15 protein-coding genes are annotated in these 21,211 nt (G+C 34.7%); 7 read left to right on the forward strand and 8 right to left on the reverse strand.

All coding sequences use genetic code 11. The features are described 5' to 3' along the window. Positions 1–76 precede the first annotated feature (76 nt). Positions 77–1,225: a glycosyltransferase gene (locus tag H1R81_RS06645; RefSeq protein ID WP_181839877.1), complete on the forward strand. Its 1,149-nt coding sequence runs from the start codon at positions 77–79 to the stop codon at positions 1,223–1,225. Continuing rightward, on the forward strand, positions 1,212–2,264 hold the full coding sequence (locus H1R81_RS06650; RefSeq protein ID WP_181839878.1) for an acyltransferase: 1,053 nt from the start codon (positions 1,212–1,214) through the stop codon (positions 2,262–2,264). The genes H1R81_RS06645 and H1R81_RS06650 overlap by 14 nt, the downstream gene beginning before the upstream one ends. On the opposite strand, the gene H1R81_RS06655 is transcribed toward H1R81_RS06650, so the two are convergent. Continuing rightward, entirely contained in the window at positions 2,265–3,440 is a 1,176-nt protein-coding gene (locus H1R81_RS06655; RefSeq protein ID WP_181839879.1) for an SGNH/GDSL hydrolase family protein, read from the reverse strand. An 83-nt stretch (positions 3,441–3,523) separates the two neighbouring features. On the opposite strand from H1R81_RS06655, the gene H1R81_RS06660 reads away from it, so the two are divergent. The 3 genes from H1R81_RS06660 to H1R81_RS06670 are packed head-to-tail and all read left to right on the forward strand — an operon-like array spanning position 3,524 to position 6,146. After that, positions 3,524–4,486 (forward strand): VWA domain-containing protein, encoded by a 963-nt coding sequence (locus tag H1R81_RS06660; protein ID WP_181839880.1) that lies wholly within the window; start codon positions 3,524–3,526, stop codon positions 4,484–4,486. Between the two features lie 24 nt (positions 4,487–4,510). After that, positions 4,511–5,167 carry a tetratricopeptide repeat protein gene (locus tag H1R81_RS06665; protein WP_181839881.1) on the forward strand — a complete coding sequence of 219 codons (657 nt, stop codon included), beginning with the start codon at positions 4,511–4,513 and terminating at the stop codon, positions 5,165–5,167. 34 nt (positions 5,168–5,201) lie between these two features. Then, entirely contained in the window at positions 5,202–6,146 is a 945-nt protein-coding gene (locus tag H1R81_RS06670) for a phosphoribosylaminoimidazolesuccinocarboxamide synthase (RefSeq protein WP_181839882.1), read from the forward strand. Positions 6,147–6,223: 77 nt separating this feature from the next. Here the strand turns inward: H1R81_RS06670 and H1R81_RS06675 are convergent, their stop codons facing one another. Then, the gene (locus H1R81_RS06675; protein WP_181839883.1) at positions 6,224–7,729 is read right to left on the reverse strand and encodes a glutamate synthase subunit beta; all 1,506 of its coding nucleotides are present in this window, start codon (positions 7,727–7,729) and stop codon (positions 6,224–6,226) included. Between the two features lie 84 nt (positions 7,730–7,813). Next, on the reverse strand, positions 7,814–12,379 hold the full coding sequence (gene gltB / locus H1R81_RS06680) for a glutamate synthase large subunit (RefSeq protein WP_181839884.1): 4,566 nt from the start codon (positions 12,377–12,379) through the stop codon (positions 7,814–7,816). 761 nt (positions 12,380–13,140) lie between these two features. Here gltB and H1R81_RS06685 point away from each other — a divergent pair. Together H1R81_RS06685 and H1R81_RS06690 are read left to right on the forward strand one after the other, a co-directional pair. Beyond that, the gene (locus tag H1R81_RS06685; protein WP_181839885.1) at positions 13,141–13,755 is read left to right on the forward strand and encodes a glycosyl hydrolase 108 family protein; all 615 of its coding nucleotides are present in this window, start codon (positions 13,141–13,143) and stop codon (positions 13,753–13,755) included. 266 nt (positions 13,756–14,021) lie between these two features. Then, complete coding sequence (locus tag H1R81_RS06690; RefSeq protein WP_181839886.1) at positions 14,022–14,606, forward strand: hypothetical protein; 585 nt, start codon at positions 14,022–14,024, stop codon at positions 14,604–14,606. A 56-nt stretch (positions 14,607–14,662) separates the two neighbouring features. Here H1R81_RS06690 and H1R81_RS06695 read toward each other — a convergent pair whose 3' ends face one another. The 5 genes from H1R81_RS06695 to cysD form a co-directional block, all read right to left on the reverse strand. Further along, the gene (locus H1R81_RS06695; RefSeq protein ID WP_181839887.1) at positions 14,663–15,061 is read right to left on the reverse strand and encodes a response regulator; all 399 of its coding nucleotides are present in this window, start codon (positions 15,059–15,061) and stop codon (positions 14,663–14,665) included. A gap of 96 nt (positions 15,062–15,157) precedes the next feature. Next, complete coding sequence (locus H1R81_RS06700; protein ID WP_181839888.1) at positions 15,158–16,999, reverse strand: HAMP domain-containing sensor histidine kinase; 1,842 nt, start codon at positions 16,997–16,999, stop codon at positions 15,158–15,160. A 315-nt stretch (positions 17,000–17,314) separates the two neighbouring features. After that, complete coding sequence (locus H1R81_RS06705; RefSeq protein WP_181839889.1) at positions 17,315–18,811, reverse strand: VCBS repeat-containing protein; 1,497 nt, start codon at positions 18,809–18,811, stop codon at positions 17,315–17,317. A gap of 138 nt (positions 18,812–18,949) precedes the next feature. Continuing rightward, on the reverse strand, positions 18,950–20,209 hold the full coding sequence (locus H1R81_RS06710) for a sulfate adenylyltransferase subunit 1 (protein WP_181839890.1): 1,260 nt from the start codon (positions 20,207–20,209) through the stop codon (positions 18,950–18,952). A gap of 48 nt (positions 20,210–20,257) precedes the next feature. Further along, a complete protein-coding gene (cysD, locus tag H1R81_RS06715) occupies positions 20,258–21,202 on the reverse strand; it encodes a sulfate adenylyltransferase subunit CysD (protein ID WP_181839891.1) in 945 nt (314 codons plus the stop codon). Positions 21,203–21,211: the final 9 nt, after the last annotated feature.

Here is a 21,211-nt window from a genome sequence, read left to right on the forward strand (position 1 = left end):
CGTGAGATTTTCTATTAAAAGGCTGAAAATTTCGTAATTTTGGGCCATTGATATTTAAAGATAAAAAAAGAAGCGAATGAGGATACTTATCATTCATCAATACCTTTGGTCACATTATAAAGGCAAAATTTATTCAGAACTTCAGAAAATAGTCAATGAGCATAAAAAAGATGAATTATTAGTTCTTCAAACTTCTTTAAATGAAATAACCCGTGCCAATTTAGGTCCAGTTGACAGGAGTATTCATCAATATAATTATCAGGTATTAGTAGATGATTACTACGAGAACATTCCTAATACGACAAGAGCCAAGAAAATGTTGTATTGGGTTCGGAAATTTAAACCTGATGTAGTGAATGTGTCAGGCTATTATGAAGCTGCTATGAACAGCGTAATTTTTTACTGCCGTCTTAAGGGGATTAAAGTCATTATTTCTGTTGATTCGACAGAAGATGATAAACCCAATATCTGGTGGAAGGAAGCCGTTAAACGTTTTGTGGTAAACAGAGCGCACGGTTTTTTCTGCTATGGGTCTAAAGCTGCTGAATATATGCTGAAATTTGGTGTAAAACAAAGCCAGATATTATTAGAAAATAATGCAGTGGACAATCAGAAAATTTCGGCAATATATCAGGAGGCTTATCGGATAAGAGAGACTGAGAAAAAGAATTACGGATTAAGGCCTTATAATTTTATTTATACCGGAAGATTAATGGCCATTAAAAATGTAAATAATCTAATTATTGCTTTTTCCAAACTTAAGGCAGAAAATTGGGGATTAATCATCTTAGGCGATGGGGTGGAAAGCGAGAACTTAAAGAAATACGTTGCTGATAATCAAATAGATGGTGTGAAATTTATTGAAGGGCAGGCTTGGTATAATGTGCCCAGATTTATGGCTTTAGGAGATGTTTTTGTACTACCGAGCTATTCTGAACCTTGGGGACTGGTAGTAAATGAAGCGATGGTTGGAGGAATGCCTGTAATAGTCTCCAATAAATGTGGGTCTTCTCATGATTTAGTAGTAAATGGTAAAAATGGTTATACTTTTAATCCTTACGATACTGATGAGTTGGCTACAGTAATGGAAAGATTTGTTCAGGAACCAGAAAAAATCGAAGTTTTAGGGAAAATTTCTAAAGAAATAATCAGAAAATATTCCCCTGAACGAGTTGGACAGGAGATGTATGCAGGGTTTAAAAAAGTATTATATGAACATAAATAGAACAAATAACTTTGATTTGATTCGACTTATAGCTGCTTTTCAGGTGTTGATTTGGCATGGAGCTGTTCATTTCAGAATTTTTGATGACATGTACGGTTTTTTGACAGTACTGTTTCATTTTCCGGGTGTTCCTGTTTTCTTTACAATAAGTGGATTCTTAATCAGCCACTCTTTAGAGAGGAATAAATTTGATCTAAAAAAATATTTCAGAAACCGTGCATTAAGAATTTATCCAGCTCTATGGATTTGCACAATTCTGACAGCACTATTGCTTATTTTCTTTGTAAAGCCAATAATCTTTAAAGATCTGTTGATATGGTTTGTAGCGCAAATTACATTTCTTCAGTTTTATGTCACACCGTCTTTGAAAGCGTGGGGAGCAGGGCATCCTAACGGAAGTTTATGGAGTGTTGCAGTAGAATTACAATTCTATCTGATATTACCAATACTTTTATATTTTATCAATTTACCCAAAAAACTCGCTCATAATAATATTATTATTGCTTTGTTATTTTTATTAGCAGTTTTTATTAAGTTTTTTATTAATACGAATACCTGGATACTAAGCCATGATTTGTTGTCTAAATTTTTAGGAAATACAGTGTTCTATTATTTGTATTTCTTTCTAACAGGGATAGCTATCTACAAGAACTTTAATTGGTTAGAAAAGTATCTGAAAGAAAAAGTATTTATATGGCTTGTAATTTATGCAGCGTATGTACTAATATTTCATTCCTGGTTAGAGTTTTATATTGACCCTTACGACATTTCAATCTTCGGAATTATTGCGAATACGCTTCTCTCTTTGTTGAGTTTATCATTTGCATTTTCTTATATTAATTTAAGTAAGAATCTATTACATGAAAATGATATTTCATATGGTATTTATATCTATCATCTTCCTGTTATCAATACTATGTTAAGTTACAGTTTATTTGGTAGCATTGTAGATTTATTTGTAATGGCTATCATTGTAAGCCTTATAGCATACGCTTCATGGAAATTGATTGAGCAAAGAGCCTTAAAAGCAAAGTTCTGATTAAGGAATAATATTCTCTTGTTTCAGTGTCTGATATAAATAGTTCCCTGCAAGCGAGTGCCCTTTCTTATTCCAATGATAATCAACAGGCAGATAGAGACTTTCGATAGGATTTTTTACTTTTTCAATTTCATTACTAAATGAAAAGAATTTGATCTGGTTCTGTCGACAGTAGTTGTTCAAAGCGTTTTCAACGCCAATTGTCCCTGATTTCTGATATTCTTCTAAAGAGGTGTGTGCCGGTATATAAAATACGAAAAAATTAACTCCTTGTTTTTTGGTAGCAATTTCTAAAGCTGAAAGGTATTTATACGTATGATATAATGGATCTTCAGGCAATAATTGAGATTTTTGTTTGGCTGGATCAGTTTTTTCTTGTTTTGCAGTATTTCTGGTAGTATCTATTCCGCGATTATCAGGTAGTTTGGAGTTTGTCTTTGATTCTGAATTTGTCTCGCTGGCTTTGTTTGCTTCACTCACCTTTTTATTCCACATTAAACCGACATTATAACGTATAAGACCAAACAACTGCGAATTAGACGAAAGCCAGTTGTAAATTTTGTTTTGAACTAATTTATTTTTTTTCAGTGCATTAATAGTTGCATAAGAATTTTGTTCATTGAGCTTGATAGTATCATTTTCAATATGAAAGTAAGCATTGGCCTTATTGTCGTTGATATCATTATCAAAATAAAAATAAATGACAGTATTTGGAGACAATTCTTTACCTCGTACCTGAAAAAACCTTAATGCATAGTCCGTTCCTGCCCCTGACACTCCGGCATTAAGTACTGCAACGGAATCTTTATTTATTTTTTTTTCCAAAATTCTGGCAAATGTTTCATTATCATTTACACCCCAACCGTAAGTAAATGAATCGCCAAGACATAGAATTTTATAAGGATATTTCTTGTAATCTGACACCTTACGGTTATCACGCATACCAATATCATTATTCTTGTATTCATAATAATACACGCCTGGATAATTTTTAAACCCCGTTTGATTGGGTACTGGTACCATACCGCCTAATTTCTCATCATAAAAAAACTGGACAGGGGAAGTAACCTGAGGATAAAAAAGTCTTATAGCAAATTCTCCAATGAGAAGTGCTATTGAAATACTAATAATAAAAGTAATAATGAGAGGAAAAACTTTTTTAATCAACTTAGACATTGAAATAATTTTTGCAATTTTGTGTACTTTTCGCAAAGATAAAAATTTTGCCGAGGGAAACTAATGAAATATTGTGATAAAGTATGAATTGGATAAAACCTCTCACTATCGTTGAATACGTTTTTATTGGCATATTTCTTTTAGTATATATCATCTATTTTGTACGTACTTACATAATTGCCAAGCGTTTAGGTACTACAGCCAGATCAGTAGTTATCAAGTTTTTCATCAGAACAGCCTATCTGGGACTTTTTATTATTGGATTGTTGGGTCCGAGTTTTGGGGTAAGTGAAATAGAAGCCCAGGCAAGCGGCAAAGATATCTATTTTGCATTTGATGTATCCCGCTCAATGGATGCAATAGATATTGAACCAACAAGGTTAGAAAAAGTGAAATTTGAAATTATTAAGAACCTGAACGTTTTGAAGTCGGATAGGGTAGGTATTGTGGTTTTTTCATCAAACGCGTATGTTCATATACCTCTCACATATGATAAAGATGCATTAAAACTATTTGTCCAGAAATTATCCAGTGATTTATTTATAGAATCAGGGACTGACTTAAATTCAGCTCTTAAGCTGATACAAACAAAGTTCAATTCTGCCAATGTTCCAAACCGAAAAGTAAAAGTAATTATTATGGTTAGTGATGGTGAGGATTTTGGACAATTGGAACCTGAGGTTATTCAGGATTTGAGAATCAACAGAGTCAATTTTTTAGCTCTTGGCGTAGGTACTCCGACAGGAGGAAAAATCAGAGAAGGTAGTAGTTTTAAGCAAGATAAAGATGGAGTTGAGATAATTTCAAAGTTAGATGCTGACTATCTTAAACAGTTGTCCAAAGTATTGAATGGTAAATATCTTCAATTATCTAACCAGATAAACGATGTATCTGCCATGCTAAAAGAAGTATCGCAATTGGAAAATAATTGGATTGATACACGAAAGATGACAGTAGCGAATAATAAATATTTCTATTTTGTTTTTCTGGGTTTTATTTTGATGATTATAGATGTTTTAATAACAATCAGAACGATTAAACTCTGACTCGCCTGTTAAAATTAATTTATTATGAATACTTGGTTCTTTTACATTATACTCGTTTTTCTGAATATTCGTTCTTTAACGAATGTTTCGGAACGGAACCGACTAAAAATTGAAGCAGGGGAAGCATTTATGAAAAAGAATTATACAATAGCAAGAGATAAGTATCAGAATTTAGCAAATATTTCTTTTAATTTAGAACCTGAGGCAAGACTGAATATGGCACATTCATATTTTTATACACAAGATACAGCAAGGGCATTAATAGAGTATAAAAGATTACTAAGAGTAACCGATGAGCAGATATTTACCGGGGCACTTTTGCAGATTGGAGTAATTAATGCCATGCAGAAAGATAGTTTGACAGCCTTGCAATTATTTAAAGAAGCCTTACAGAAAAATCCGGATAATATAACAGCCAGATATAACTACGAATTATTGAAGAAGCAATTACCTGATAATAATCCTGAACCTCCACCGCCAGCCCAGATAAATGAAAATCAAAATACGGAAACTCAACAATCTGTGGAAAAAAAGGATGAGTTAGAGTCGACTATCCCTGAAAAAATGAGTAGAGAAAAAGCTTTACAAATATTGGAAGCTATGAAAACCAATGAATTGCAATACACACAAAAACACAAGGGAAAGAATGAAAAAAACAATAAAAACTCAAAAGACTGGTAAGCTTCAGCAGATATAAATAATTATATAAAATAGTATGACAAAAAATTCTGTAGTAAAAGAAACACACTTCAATTTCAATGGTCAGACAGGGTTCTACCGGGGGAAAGTTCGTGATGTATATGATTTTGATGATAAAGTAGTAATGATTGCTTCTGATAGAATCTCGGCTTTTGATGTGATTTTACCGCGGCCAATACCATCAAAAGGCCAGGTATTAAATCAGATTGCCTCAAAATTTCTTTATGCCACAAAAAATATCGTACCCAATTGGCTTATATCTACTCCTGACCCAAATGTATCTATAGGTATAAAATGTGAGACTTTTCCAGTTGAAATGGTCGTACGGGGATATCTGGTAGGGCATAGCTGGCGCACTTATAAAAGTGGTCTAAGATCTTTATGTGGTGTTTCATTGCCTGAAGGAATGGTGGAAAATCAGAAATTCCCAACTCCAATAATCACTCCATCAACGAAGGCACATGAAGGTCACGATGAAGATATATCCCGTGAAGAAATAATTAGCAGAGGGTTGGTTTCAGAAGAAAAATATGCTCAACTCGAAAAATACGCTTTAGCACTTTTTGATAAAGGTACAAAGATGGCTGCTGAAAAAGGTCTAATTTTAGCTGATACAAAGTATGAATTTGGTGAAAAAGAAGGAATTATTTATTTAATCGATGAAATTCATACACCCGATTCATCAAGATATTTTTATGCTGATGGATACGAAGAAAATCTTGCAAATGGACTACCCCAGAAACAACTTTCTAAAGAATTTGTCAGAGAATGGTTAATTTCCAATAATTTTCAAGGAAAAGAAGGGCAGGTAGTACCAGAAATGACTGATGAAAAAGTAGAAGAAATTTCAAAACGTTATATTGAATTATATGAAAAAGTAACCGGAGAGACTTTTGAACCTTCTACAAGCGATGACATCCTTCAACGAATCGAGAATAATATAAAAAATTATCTGAATTGATAATTCATAAATTTCTAAACTAAACAAATTGAGCCACTTCTTAGAAGCGGCTCAATTTGTTAGTTTAGAAGATAAAATCAAATACCAATATAAGCCGGAGAAATCATAGATATAGATTTGGCCTCTAATAATGATTCTCCCATCAAATATTCATCAACTTTTCTGGCGCATTCACGTCCTTCTGAAATAGCCCATACAACTAAAGATTGGCCTCTTCTCATATCTCCGGCAGCGAATACTTTAGATTTGTTAGTTTGATATTCTATTGCCTTAACATTTTTTCTTTCATCAACCTCTATTTCTAATTGTTCTAATAAATTCTGTTGAGGGTGCACAAAACCTGCTGCAATCAACGCTAACTCACAAGGAATTTCTCTCTCATTCATTTCAACTCTTGCTCCATTAAACATTGCCACTTCTGAAATTACGATACCTTTTAAATTTCCGTCTTCATCTCCAACATATTCTTTTACATTTACGCTGAACAAACGTTCACATCCTTCTTCATGAGAAGTAGAAGTACGTTTGGTCAGAGGCCAGTTAGGCCAGGGAGTAGATTCTGCTCTGAATTTGTAATAGGGTTGCTTTTTATCGTCAATGCTTGGTTCAGGCATTACTTCTACTTGTACGATGCTCTTTGCACCATGCCGATTAGAAGTGCCTACGCAATCAGATCCTGTATCTCCGCCACCAATAACCATTACATTTTTACCAGTGGCCATCAATTCACCATTAGTATATTTATCACCTTTATGATCTGTGATGCGCTCAATACCAGAAACTCGTTTGTTTTGTTGGCTCAGAAACTCCATAGCAGGATAAATACCTTTTAGTTCCTTGCCTTTGATATCAATCATTCTTGGAATTGTTGAACCTCCGGCTAATACTATGGCATCAAAATCACGTATTAGTTCACCTGCTTTTACATTTACTCCTACATTGGCATTGGTTTTAAAAACGATGCCTTCCTGTTCCATTACAGTTACCCTCCGTTTTACCACAGATTTATCCAATTTAAAGTCGGGGATACCATATCTTAATAATCCGCCTACTTCATCGGCTCTTTCATATACTGTAACCCAATGTCCTGCTTTGTTTAATTGTGAAGCCGCCGCCAACCCAGCCGGTCCGGAGCCAACTACAGCCACTTTTTTGCCAGTTCTTTTATTAGGAATAACTGGTTTTACCCAACCATTTTCATAGGCTTTTTCAATAATCGATTTCTCAATATATTCAATAGCTACCGGCGGTTTGTTAATACCTAATACACAAGAAGCTTCACACGGAGCCGGACATATTCTTCCTGTGAATTCAGGGAAATTGTTAGTAGAACTCAAAATTTCATAAGCATACTCCCAGTTTTCTTCCCAAACTGCATCATTGAATTCAGGGATAATGTTTCCAAGAGGACAACCATTATGACAAAACGGAACCCCACAATCCATACAACGTGCAGCTTGTTCTCTTGTCTGATTAGAATCATAGTTGGTTTCTACCTCCTTAAAATCTTTTTTTCTTTCGAGTACATCACGTTTTAAAGACGGATGACGTTCAAACTCTAAAAAACCTGTTGGTTTCCCCATTTCTTTATTATGATTTTGTGTATATCTTAGGATGTTTAAGTTTCAGACAAGATGAAATGCTAAGTTTCATCTTATCTGATAGATTTACGCCAAAACTTTTTCAAGTTCTGCTTTCTTTTTTCTTTCAAGAAGCACACGTTTATAATCCGTTGGCATTACTTTTATGAATTTAGCAACTTCTGTTTCGAAGTTTGCTAAGATAGCTTGTGCAACACTACTATTTGTTTCATTTTGATGTTTTTCAATAAACGCTTTGAGCATTTCTGCATCTTCATGGTCAGTTTTTTCCAAACCAACCATTTCTTTGTTGCATTTAGACTCAAAGTCGCCATCGCTGTCATAAACAAAGGCAATGCCGCCGCTCATACCCGCTGCAAAATTCCGGCCTGTTTTACCCAAGATAATGGCTAATCCACCTGTCATATATTCACAGCCATGGTCACCAATACCCTCAACTACCACTTTTGCACCCGAATTTCTTACACAGAAACGCTCCCCTGCCATACCTCTTATATAAGCTTCACCTGATGTAGCACCATAAAACGCAACGTTGCCTATAACCATGTTCTCTTCTGCCTTAAACTTCGCTTTTCTGTCAGGATAAACAACTAACTCTGCCCCACAAAGGCCTTTACCAAAGTAATCGTTCGAGTCTCCTTCTAATTCAAGCTTTAAACCTTTAGTTGAAAAGGCACCAAATGACTGACCGGAAGTACCACGATATTTGAAATGTATTGTGCCGTAAGGTAACCCTTCTCCATTATGTTTCTTTGAAATCTCATTAGAGGTCATTGTTCCAATACTTCGATTCAGGTTATTAACGGTGTACTCGGCACTAACTTTCTGTTTATCGTTAATAGCCGGTTGAGCATCTTGTATCATTTGCCAATCAAGAACCTTATCTATACCGTGATCCTGCTCTTCCTGCTTGTATTGGGCAACATCAAGAGAAGTAGGCTCTTTGTAAAGAATACCACTTAAATCAATTTTCTTATATTTCCAATGAGATAAATCGTCGCGTTTTTCCAAGAATTGTACCTGGCCAATCATTTCATTGACAGTACGAAAGCCTAATTCAGCCATAATTTCACGCATTTCACTGGCAAGATATGTAAACATATTCACTACATGTTCAGGTTTACCACTAAACATTGCACGTAATTCTTTATTTTGTGTGGCAACACCTACCGGGCAGGTATTCAGATGGCATTTACGCATCATTATACAGCCCACTGATACTAAAGCGGCTGTTGCTACACCAAATTCTTCAGCACCAAGCAGAGCAGCAATTACAAGGTCCCGGCCAGTTCGAATTTGTCCATCTGCCTGTACAACTACTCTTCCACGCAATTTATTTTTGACCAAAGTCTGGTGTGTCTCAGCTAAACCAAGTTCCCAAGGTAGGCCTGCGTGTCTGATAGAAGATAGGGGAGAAGCTCCAGTACCACCATCATGACCGGCAATAAGAATCACATCAGAATGAGCCTTAGCCACACCAGTGGCAATTGTTCCAACTCCAGCTTCAGAAACTAATTTTACTGAGATACGAGCGTCACGATTAGAGTTCTTTAAATCATATATTAACTGTGCTAAGTCCTCAATTGAGTAAATGTCGTGGTGAGGAGGAGGAGAAATGAGCCCTACTCCAGGTGTACTATGACGCACACGCCCGATCCACTCATCAACTTTATGGCCTGGTAGTTGCCCACCTTCACCAGGTTTAGCTCCCTGTGCCATTTTAATTTGTAATTCTTTTGCGTTGGTCAAATAGTGGCTTGTTACGCCAAACCTACCTGAAGCCACTTGCTTAATGCTTGAACTCAGGTTATCTCCGTTTTTATCTAATTCGTAACGGATCTCGTCTTCGCCGCCTTCACCAGAATTTGATCTTCCACCAATACGATTCATAGCTATGGCCAAAGTGGTATGCGCTTCCCATGAAATTGAGCCGAAAGACATAGCTCCTGTTGCGAAGCGTTTAAAGATACTTTCAATAGGTTCAACTTCTTCTATGGGGATCGGATTTCCTTTTTTGAATCTTAGCAAACCTCTTATAGTTAAGGCATCAATACTTTGATCGTTGATCAGCTTTGAGTATTGTTTGAAAATAGTATATCCCTTTTCTAAGTCTTTTTCACCAACCCTGCCTGCTTGTTGCAATAAATGAATACTTTGAGGATTAAACATGTGGCGTTCGCCGCGTTGTTTCCACTGGTAAACACCACCGACCTCTAATCTTTTGATAGAAACTTGTGGAACATCTGGAAACGCAACTTTATGCCGGACAATTGCCTCTTTGGCGATTTCAGCAACCCCCATACCGCCAATTCGTGATATTGTTCCTTTAAAGTATTTGTCAATTACCTGTCTGTTTAATCCAATACATTCAAAAATTTGAGCACCTTGATACGATTGCAAGGTTGAAATACCCATTTTGGAGAATATCTTCAATAACTCCTTATTTACAGCTTTTATATAGTTTTTATACAAAGTATAATCTTCATATACACCATCTATCAGGCCTTTTTTATTCATCCATGAAATAGTCTCAAAAGCCATATAAGGGCAAATGGCAGAACAGCCATACCCAATCAATGTCGCAAAGTGATGTGTTTCCCAAATATCACCGGCCTCTACTACGATACCTGCTTTTCCTCTTACTCCTTTTTTAATAAGGTGATGATGGATTGCTGCGGTGGCTAACAAAGATGGGATAGGGGCGTGGTCTGAATCAATAGCTCTGTCTGATAAGATTAGAATTTCAAAGCCATCTTCAATAGCATCTTCAGCATAACGGCAGATTCTATCTAAGGCAAACTCTAATGACTTACCAATATCTTTAGTTTTAGCATTGAAGTAGGTATTGATTGTTTTTGCCTGAAATCCTTTATAATCAACAAATCTTAATTTGTCAAACTCTTCCACCGTTAGAACTGGTTGCTCTAATTCAACTAACCGACAATGAATAGGTGATTCTGTAAGAATATTCTCGTTTGAACCAACAAACGAAATCAACGACATAATAGCACGTTCTCTTATTGAGTCAATTGGAGGATTAGTTACCTGGGCAAATAGTTGCTTGAAATAATATGAAAGATGTTGACTTTGGTCTGATAGGATGGCTAAAGGCGTATCAACTCCCATTGAACCAACTGCTTCCTGGCCTGTTTGAGCCATAGGGGCGAGAATCATCCGTAAATCTTCTGAAGTAAAACCAAAAGTAATTTGTCTTTTCAGTAAGGTTTCTTCACTGTAATTCTGATAAGGACGAATGGATTTTGGAAGCTCGGCAGTTTTTATTTTGTTTTCATCAAGCCATTCCTGATAAGGCTGTCTTGAGCAAATATCCGCCTTTACTTCTTCGTCAGGAATAATTCTTCCTTGCTCCATGTCTACAATAAACATTTTGCCAGGTTGAAGACGCCCTTTTGAAACAACTTTAGCTTGATCTATATCTAATACTCCTGCCTCAGATGCCATTACAACCGTATCATCATCTAAAACCCAATACCGAGAAGGGCGAAGTCCATTTCTATCAAGGGTTGCACCTACCATTTTGCCATCTGTAAATGAAATAGAGGCAGGGCCATCCCAAGGTTCCATGATAGCTGCATGGTACTCATAAAATGCTTTGCGCACAGGATCCATATGCTCATTGCCATCCCATGCTTCCGGTACGAGCATCATCATTACATGAGGTAACGAACGGCCTGAAAGATAAAGTAATTCAATTACATTGTCTAATTGGGCGGAGTCAGAATTACCTGCATCACAAATTGGAAGAACCATATCCATCTCTTCTTTTGTGAAAAACTCGGACACAAATGATTTTTCTCCTGCCCTTATCCAGTTTACATTTCCTTTTACTGTGTTTATCTCACCATTGTGTGCAATAAAACGGAATGGTTGAGCCAATTTCCATGAAGGGAAAGTATTAGTTGAGAAGCGAGAGTGAATAACGGCAAAGGCAGATGTAACCGATTCATTCCATAAATCTGGAAAATAATATTTTAATTGCTCAGTAGTTAGTTGCCCTTTATAAGAAATAGTCCGGCATGAAAGCGAAGAAAAATAGAAGTGTTCTTTTGCCCCTGCAACCGATTCTCGAATGATACGCGAAGCATATTGACGAAGAATATATAATTTTCTTTCAAAATCAATTTCTTCGATAATATCAGAGGGACGTTTTATGAATACCTGTTCAACATGCGGTTCAACTGAGCCAGACCCTTCTCCTAAGCAATCGCCTTTTGTTGGTACTACCCTATAACCTAATAATTCTAATCCAATTCTTTCGATCTTTCTGTTAAGTATCTCTCTACATTCTTCTCTTTCTGTTTCATTCATTGGAAAGAAAATCATTCCTACGCCATACTCACCACTTGAGGGTAATTGGAAGCCCAGTTTATTGCATTCGTCTAAAAAGAATTCGTGAGGTATCTGCAATAAAATACCAGCCCCATCACCAGTGTTAGGGTCACAACCACATGCACCACGGTGATCCATGCGTTCAAGCATTTTTATTGCATCGGCAACAATACCGTGTGATCTTCTGCCTTTCAGATGAGCTCTAAAGCCAATACCGCAGGCATCATGCTCGAATTCCGAACGATATAGACCTTGCTCTATTACTTGTTCTGTTTCAGTCATCGTGCGATAAATTTATAGGGTTTTAAATTGTACTCTGATTAGATAATTTGTAATTTAAACGTGAAGCTTATTTCCTAATAATCTTCTGATTTGTTATATATAAATAGTATATACAGCAATTGATATGCAATATAATACCAAAATTATTTGGCATAACAACTTTGAAACCAAATTTTATTTATTTAGTTTAAAATACTTGTTTTTGCAATAGTTGTTATAAAAATAATGCAAAAGCAGGTGAGGCCCAATTGAGCCCTCCTTAAATTAGCTAAACGAAGATAGCGAATTTTCGCTATAAAAGCATTGTTTTGAGTGATTTTTGCGCCATTTAATGGACTTTACAAAAAAATAATTTTATGAGACCATTAATATATATTGTATGATAAAAATTGGTTTTGTAAAGTTTAGATAAGCTATACGCAATTAAATAGACGAATTCAGTTCTTGATTAATGTTTGTTAGAAGAATAACCTGAATTATAAAAATTTAAAAAATTTATCAATGTTATTTTAGCTCATTTTCGCGTAAGAATATCCCCTTTATTTTTTTTACTTGTGTTTTTTTTTGAGAATTAAGTAGTATTTAGAAAGGTTTAACTAAAATATTCTAATGAAATGTCTTTTACTTATAACCAATAAAAATGAGACGAAATTCATTATGAATTGAGGTAGTTTTGCTCACCATTTAATAAAGAAATTAATAAGTGCTTGATAATCAGCATATTATTTTTTACCTTTGCGCTCCACATATCGAAATAATACATGAAACAACTGCAACGCATGTTTCTGACCGGGGTTCTGGTCAGCTTTATGTCTGTTACTTCTCAAGCAGCATCCTTTGAAAAATACTTCACAAAACTAATCAAATTTGAAGGCAAAGGATACGGAATTAATCAGGAAATCTGGGGTAAAAGAAACTTCACGAAAGCCGAGGCGTTTAAAATCCATAGAAAATACTATTGGAATAAATACCACGGAAACTTATTTAAAAGTCAAGAGGTCGCTGAAGCCTTAATAGATCAGATTATAAATGCTGGTGAAGGCAGAAACAGTGTAAACATTCGGGCTTTTGAGGCGATCATCGGTGTTGAACAAGATGGTAAACTCTCAAAAGAAGATGTGCAAGTCGCCAATTCGTTCGTTCAGTGTGAGTATATCGTTAACCCTTATGTTAATTATCGCTTACATTTTTATGGGTCGAGAAAGAATGCAAAAAAATACCCAGGCTGGATGATCAGAGCAAGAGCTTTTGGCATATTCGATGAAGACAAAAATATGCTGGCAGATTTTCTGATTTTGCCCGACATATTAATTGGTAAATCTCCTGAAGAAGAATTGGAGGAACCAACTGATGAACTTGCTTCAAAGGTCGACTGACATCTTCAATTACTGATTAATCATTTTTAAAGAATCCCCTCAAAATTAGTATGATTTTTGAGGGGATATTTATTAATAGATAGTTGACAATCTAAACAATTTTGACTTATTATTCTCGTTCTAAAAAAGTCAGGTTAAAAATTACTTACCCAAATATTAGGCTATAGTATTATTCTCTACATAATTGAGCTTCATTTTCTGATTAAACGGTATAATTTTTGTTGGAAAATCAGTAGCTATTTAGTTGAATTAATTTAAACATTACCATGAACCCCAAAAAAGTAATTTTTGCTTTATTGGCAATTACTTGCCTGTCTTTTATCAGCGTTATTTTTATTAATAATGGTGCTTCGTTTAACAAATATGCACCAAAGTTACTTCGTTTTGAAGGTGATGGCTATGGGATTCATAAACCCATTTGGGGTGATAAAATGTTTACCAAAGAAGAGGCATTATATATTCACAGGCATTATTACTGGAATAGATATTATGGCAATAATTTTAAAGAGCAGACTGTTGCAGAGGTTTTTATTGACCACTTGATTAATGCCGGTGAAGGCAGAGACAAGCGTAACATAAAGGCTTTTGAAAAGATAATCGGGGCTGAAGAAAATGGAGTCATATCATTAGATGATGTTGAATTGGCTAATTCATTTATGAAAGCCGAAGATATTGTAAATCCGTATGTTGACTACCGTTTAAGATATTACAGAACTCGAAAGGATGCAAAAAAGAACAAAGGCTGGTTTAAAAGAGCAAAATCATTTTATATAGAGAAAAAACCAGAACTGCAAGAGGCCGAAGAGGAGAATGTAATAGAAGATTATATAGTTTTACCAAAAGCTAAATAGTGTTAGCTATTAGAATAGAATATTATTATTTTATTGGTATCAAAAGACCTTTATTATTAATGCTGATAAGACTCTAACATTTGCTCTATTTGCTTTTTTCCTATCGGTTTAATAAGAAAATCTGATACTGTCTTGTAGTTTTTTGCCTTATTATGATCTTGAACATCAATAGAAGAACTTACTATATATAAATTGATTTTTTTATCAAGATTGATTTTTTCAAATTCATCTAAAAACTGCCATCCATCCATAATTGGCATATTGAGATCTAATAGAATTATATCAGGAAGTGATTCAGGATCTTTCTGAACTATTGATAATTGGTTAATAGCCTCTTTGCCATTCTGAAAGATTTCTATATTTTCAATAGAATCGACCGAACCCATAATCCTCTGTAAAACATAGGTTAATATCTTATCGTCATCGATAATCCAAGCGTTATTTATTTTCCTCATCGCATAAGCCCTCAAACCAAAAGTCTATGGGTTAATAATTGTTTATTTAGTCGGATTTCTTTCGTACTCAGAAGAATTAATTTTCAAGCAAATAAGTTATTGATTTTTAATATAAACCTTAAAGGTACTTCCTTTATCAACCTCACTTTCAACTTCAATTTTTCCACCCATTGCTTCAATCTGATTCTTAATAATAAATAGGCCAAGTCCTCTTGCATCTTTATTTGAATGAAATGTCTTATACATACCAAAGAGCTTTTGGCCATGTAAACCTAAATCAATTCCCATGCCATTATCTTCGATTTTAAGAATTATATATTTTTCAGTATTTTTTGTATCAATATTTATAACAGGATTTCTATCAGGATGGCGATATTTAATGGCATTGGTTAAAAGATTCAGCAGTACACTTTCGATGTATTCTGGGCTATAATTTACAGTTAGATTTTGCGGAATGTCAATATGTACGATGGCGGAAGTTTCATCTATACTGCCTTTTATATTTAGTAATACTTTTTCGGTTTCATTAAAAAGGTTGATTTTTTTTACTTGCTGATTCAGATTTGTCTGAATCTGTAACACTTCATTTAAATAGTGTATTGTCTCTTGTAAATCGTTTGCAATAGTTAATAAAAATTCAGTTAACTCTTTTTTCTTTATTTCATCTGTTTCTTCTAATAGTAAGCCAAGTAGCATCTGGAAATTACCAGTATGGGATCTTAGATTATGGGATGTAATATGAGTAAAATTAATGAGTCTTTTATTTTGCTCACTTACAATATCTAAGGTGTTTTTTAATTCCTGTTCACTGTTTTTCCTTTCTGTTATATCGGCGTGAGTACCTAACATGATCAAAGGCTTTTTTTCTACTGACCACTCTATTACCTTGCCTTTATCTTGTACCCATATCCAATCTCCAGATTTATGTTTCATTCGATATTCACATTCATAATACTCACTTTCCCTTAAGAAGCATTTTTCTAAAGCTTTATCAGAAATTTCTGAATCATCAGGATGTACTAAATTATTCCAGGTTTTTTTGTTTATAGGTTTAAGTTCCTCTAATGTATATCCTACAATACCGGCCCATCGTTCATTATATATCATAATGTCTTCTTGTATATTCCATTCCCAGGTTCCGATATTAGTGCCTTCTATGGTTTGAAAAAGTCTTTGTCTTTCTCTTTGTAATTCTTCCGATGCATTTTTTTGCTGTGTAATATCATTGATTTGAGATATAAAATATAAAGGCAACCCCTCATTATTACGTACCAAAGAAACTGTTAGATGAACCCAGACTATATGTCCTTTTTTATGAAAATATCGTTTTTCCATCTCATAATTCTCAATTTCTTTATTGAGCATTTGTTTCACCAGAGCCAAATCTTTGTCTAAATCATCAGTGTAAGTTAAATCCTGAAAAGTTAGAGTCATTAACTCTTCTTCACTATAGCCTGTAATTTTGCATACTTGTTTATTCACTTTTATCCATTGTCCGCTGGGGGAAACAAGGGCCATACCTATAGGGGCAAATTCAAAGGCCTTCTGGAATTTTTCTTCATTTAAATAAAGTGTTTCTAATAATGTTTTTTGAGCAGTTATATCCTGAAATGTTCCATAAATTAATATGCACTTGCCATCTTCAAAATCTGCCTGCGCACTGCTTTCAACCCATTTGACATTGTTTTTGTTTGTGAAGATTTCAAATTGTTCAACAAAGGATTCTCCTGTAGAAATTAATTTTTTAACCAAAGTAATTATTCTCTCACGATGTTCTGACCCAGCATAAAAGTTAACTGCAGACTCAAGGTCTGGGAAATAGTTTTCTGAAACTTCATGAATAGATTTGGTAACGTAATCCCAATCTAAAATTCCAGTTTTAAGATCCAGTTCCCAAGTTCCGATATTAGGTAATAAATTTGCCCTTTTATATTTCATTAGTTGGTCAACAAAAATAGAATTAATCACTCAAATAAGTAATTTGCAAAATCAACAAGCATGTAAAAAGAGTATAGTTATTTTTATTTTTTGGGATAACATATTAATGTTCTGAATAAACGTGTAATATGTCTGGTAGAAAACAATTCTTATTATCACAGACCTATGATAATAATTCTATTTTGCATCACGTAGCTTTGTTGTATGCCCAAATATATTGATTTTTATTTTAGAAATACTATATATACGTAAATACTTAAAAAAATCTTATTTGGTATGAAATCAAAGATATTATATGCAAAATTTTGAAATAATCTATTTGCTTTCGACACTTTGGTTTATTAGAAGAAGAGCGCCTTTTGCCTTAATCCATTCTTTCAAAAGTGTTCCGGGGGTAAGGCCAATAGGATGATTACCTAAAATTATGTCTTCATCGCCATCACCATCAATATCTCCAGTGTCCATCACTAACCATCTGCCATATTTTCTGATATTCAATACTTTTGGTGTGAATTCTCCGTTATTGTTTTCAAAAAACACAAAGTCTTTCGGCGTTTTTTCAAAGTAATCCACAAAAAAACCGATTGAAGCAATGTCAAGATCACCATCTAAATCGAAGTCTTTTGCTACTGCTTTATAAGCGCCATTCATCTGATAAAAATAGGTTTGTTTAAATATATTTCTACCCTGATTAGTAAAAATATATACTCCATGATAATGCTTCAATTCAATCGAATAATCAGAATTATCACCAGCGGTATAAAGAATATCTAACAACCCATCTTTATTAATATCAACTAATTCAAAGCTTGAAGAACCATAAACTGGTGGGAAGCGTAACAGTATATTTGGTGAAAACTTTAAATTACCGAGGTTTTTATACCATACTATTCGCTCATTACCTTGTCCGTAAAGGGTAATTAAGTCTAACTTACCATCTTTATCAAAATCGAGAGGAATGGTTTTTATTGCTCCGGGACTATTGTCAATTATGTGTTTTTCTAAAGTATTACCGGTCTGTTTCCAGACAGCTAATGAACCGGTTAATGTACCAAATTCATTGATCACAAATTCTTCATCCGGATTTTTATCTAAATTAATAGGGATTGTTTGTGTGGGTCTATATAGATTTGATAACAGAATCTCACTTTTATCTGTATTCAGCAAATCGGTAGTTTTAATATATCCATGGGGTCTTAGTGAAGGGTCAATAGAATTACCAATGTAGGTCAACAAAACTTTGTGCTTCGATATTAAATGAATATCACTTACTGCAGCTTTATTAGGAACTTGTCTAATAACGTTGCTTTCTTTATCCAATACCCATATTTCCTGATTGATTTCATCACATGCATAAGCAAAACGATTTAAAGTGTCAATTTTTACGCAGGTAATGTTTGGCATTTTTTTAGAGTAAGGCATATGAGTTTTACCTTTAAATAGGTTGCTTTCTGACTGAGTTATACTACTTAATGGAAAATGGAGACTGTAGGGAGATTTTGAAACATAATAATCCTTGATTCTTCTCCATTCTTCTTCTGTAACTGAGGGTCTGTCAGGAATACTATTTTGTTCAATGGGGTCAATTTTATTCAACTTTTTTATTTCACTTCCCACTCCCATTAGGAGTGCCATTTTAGGAAGCACTTTTCCCCAATTATTCTTATCTAAAAGGTCTGGAGTAGGGAATAAATGACAACTACCACAATGTTTTTGTGCTAAAACAAGATCAGCTTTATCTTCTGTCTTATTAGTACACGCATTAATTGAAATTGAGAGGAAGGCAAAAGCAATAAGGAGCTTATAAGTCATAAGTTGAATAATTTGATAGCTCCAAATAACAGAAAATTTTTCAAAAAAAAAAGACAGCAAAAATTGCTGTCCGTTTTTACCGAACCCTAAACTAATCAAAGTCTTCAAGTTTGGTTGATGAATATTTTGTAATTGGAACTATTCCACAAATCCTACACCAACTGTACTGTTTGATATTTCATCAATCAAGATGAATGCGCCATTTGTTGAGTTTTCATTGTATTTATCTGCGTAAATCGGGCTTGAAGTTTTGATAGAAACCCAGCCGATTTCATTTAATTTTATTCCTCCATCATGAGATGGCTCAGTATCTAAGGTCATATTTTTAATATCAACCATTGAATTTATGCTATTAACCTTTGCTTTCACGCGATTAATACCATGTTGTAGCAAATAAGTTTTGCCAACTCTCAAAGAATGACTATCTAACCAACATATTTTAGCTTCTAATTCTTTCTTTGCTTCCGGTTGTTGGCCAACCTTTACAATCATATTACCTCTGCTGATGTCAATATCATCTTCAAGGGTAATTACAACTGACTCACGAGCATGAGCAATTTCTAAATTCTTGCCGAATTTTTCAATACTTTTTATCTTGCTTATTTGGCCACTTGGCAAAGCTTCTACTAAATCGCCAACCACGAAACTACCACTCGCAATTTTCCCTCCATAGCCGCGATAATCGTGAAACTCTTCAGTTTTAGGTCGTACTACAACCTGTACAGGGAAACGAGCAGGTAAATGAGAAATTGGATTCACCTGATTATCAAGATTTTCAAGTGTTTCCAGCAAAGAATTGCCCTCAAACCAAGGAGTTTCAGACGATTTCTTAACTAAATTTTCGCCATATAATGAAGAAATCGGGATAAATTGAATCGTTTGCCCAGTAAAACTTACGTGTTCAGCTAATTTTGAAAATTCAGTTTTAATTTCCTCAAACCGTTCCTTGCTATAATTGACTAAATCCATTTTGTTTACAGCCACAATAATATTCTTAATGCGGAGCATGGAAGAAATATAGAAATGGCGTTTGGTTTGTTCAACTACCCCATTACGCGCATCAATCAGAATAATAGAAACGGAGGTGTTTGAAGCCCCCGTAACCATGTTTCGTGTGTACTCAAAATGCCCCGGTGTGTCTGCGATAATGTATTTACGCTTTGGTGTACTAAAATAAATGTGAGCCACGTCTATCGTAATACCCTGTTCACGTTCGGCAATTAAGCCATCTGTTAAAAGAGATAAATCTAAAAAATTAAGACCTTTACGTTTTGAAGCTGCTTCTAATGCTTCAATTTTATCACCAGTAATGGAATTCGTCTCATAAAGAAGGCGTCCGATAAGGGTACTTTTACCATCATCTACCGAACCTGCTGTTGCTATTCTTAATATATCCATTGTAAATTAAATCAAAAAACTGTTTGCTAATTCGCCATTATTCACTCATTAAAAGTATCCTGCCTGCTTACGCTTTTCCATAGCCGCCTCTGAGCGTTTGTCATCAATTCTTGCACCTCTCTCAGATATTTTTGCCGATAATATTTCTGAAATCACATCATCTAAATTATCAGCCTCTGAGGCTACTGCTGCTGTGCAGGTCATATCTCCTACAGTACGGAACCGTACTTTGGTAGAATAAGGAATTTCGTCTTCCGATTTATTAATGAATTCAGAATCCGCCCAGATTAATCCGTCACGGTCAAAAACCATACGATCATGCGTAAAATAAATACTTGGAATACGCAATTTTTCTTCCTTTATATAATTCCAGACATCTAACTCTGTCCAGTTTGAAATCGGAAAAACTCTCACGTTTTCACCTATTTCAATCCTCCCATTAAGCATATCAAACAACTCTGGTCTTTGTTTTTTTGCGTTCCATTGCCCAAAATCATCTCTTACAGAGAAAATTCTTTCCTTGGCACGTGCCTTCTCTTCATCACGACGAGCACCACCTATACAAGCATCAAATTTAAATTCTTCAATGGCGTCAAGCAAGGTTACAGTCTGAGCTGCATTACGGCTTGCATACTTACCTGATTCTTCCTTCACCTTGCCTTGTTTGATAGAATCTTCTACGTAGCGAACGTGTAATTCTAAACCTAACTTATTTACCAGCCAATCACGGTATTCGATTGTCTCTGGGAAATTATGCCCTGTGTCTACATGGAGAAGCTTAAAAGGGATTTTTCCTGGGTAAAACGCTTTCTCTGCCAGTCTTACAACAGTAATCGAATCTTTGCCACCTGAGAAAAGAATTGCAGGTTTTTCGAACTGAGAGGCAACTTCTCTTAGAATATAAATCGCTTCGTCTTCCAATTCTCTTGGGAAAATCCCGTTGATGTCGGAAGAAGAGTTAACGATTTCAGAATTGTTTAAAAAATTACTCATATTTATTAT

Origin of the sequence: Emticicia sp. BO119 (genome assembly GCF_013912375.1) — a bacterium.
GTDB lineage: Bacteria > Bacteroidota > Bacteroidia > Cytophagales > Spirosomataceae > Emticicia.

What these genes read in the sequence shown, in the direction of transcription:
- H1R81_RS06705 (WP_181839889.1), bottom strand. Translation starts at nt 18,811, where the DNA reads ATGACTTATAAGCTCCTTATTGCTTTTGCCTTCCTCTCAATTTCAATT.
- H1R81_RS06655 (WP_181839879.1), bottom strand. Translation starts at nt 3,440, where the DNA reads ATGTCTAAGTTGATTAAAAAAGTTTTTCCTCTCATTATTACTTTTATT.
- H1R81_RS06650 (WP_181839878.1), top strand. Translation starts at nt 1,212, where the DNA reads ATGAACATAAATAGAACAAATAACTTTGATTTGATTCGACTTATAGCT.
- H1R81_RS06700 (WP_181839888.1), bottom strand. Translation starts at nt 16,999, where the DNA reads ATGAAATATAAAAGGGCAAATTTATTACCTAATATCGGAACTTGGGAA.
- H1R81_RS06670 (WP_181839882.1), top strand. Translation starts at nt 5,202, where the DNA reads ATGACAAAAAATTCTGTAGTAAAAGAAACACACTTCAATTTCAATGGT.
- cysD (WP_181839891.1), bottom strand. Translation starts at nt 21,202, where the DNA reads ATGAGTAATTTTTTAAACAATTCTGAAATCGTTAACTCTTCTTCCGAC.
- H1R81_RS06665 (WP_181839881.1), top strand. Translation starts at nt 4,511, where the DNA reads ATGAATACTTGGTTCTTTTACATTATACTCGTTTTTCTGAATATTCGT.
- H1R81_RS06710 (WP_181839890.1), bottom strand. Translation starts at nt 20,209, where the DNA reads ATGGATATATTAAGAATAGCAACAGCAGGTTCGGTAGATGATGGTAAA.
- gltB (WP_181839884.1), bottom strand. Translation starts at nt 12,379, where the DNA reads ATGACTGAAACAGAACAAGTAATAGAGCAAGGTCTATATCGTTCGGAA.
- H1R81_RS06685 (WP_181839885.1), top strand. Translation starts at nt 13,141, where the DNA reads ATGAAACAACTGCAACGCATGTTTCTGACCGGGGTTCTGGTCAGCTTT.
- H1R81_RS06695 (WP_181839887.1), bottom strand. Translation starts at nt 15,061, where the DNA reads ATGAGGAAAATAAATAACGCTTGGATTATCGATGACGATAAGATATTA.
- H1R81_RS06690 (WP_181839886.1), top strand. Translation starts at nt 14,022, where the DNA reads ATGAACCCCAAAAAAGTAATTTTTGCTTTATTGGCAATTACTTGCCTG.
- H1R81_RS06660 (WP_181839880.1), top strand. Translation starts at nt 3,524, where the DNA reads ATGAATTGGATAAAACCTCTCACTATCGTTGAATACGTTTTTATTGGC.
- H1R81_RS06645 (WP_181839877.1), top strand. Translation starts at nt 77, where the DNA reads ATGAGGATACTTATCATTCATCAATACCTTTGGTCACATTATAAAGGC.
- H1R81_RS06675 (WP_181839883.1), bottom strand. Translation starts at nt 7,729, where the DNA reads ATGGGGAAACCAACAGGTTTTTTAGAGTTTGAACGTCATCCGTCTTTA.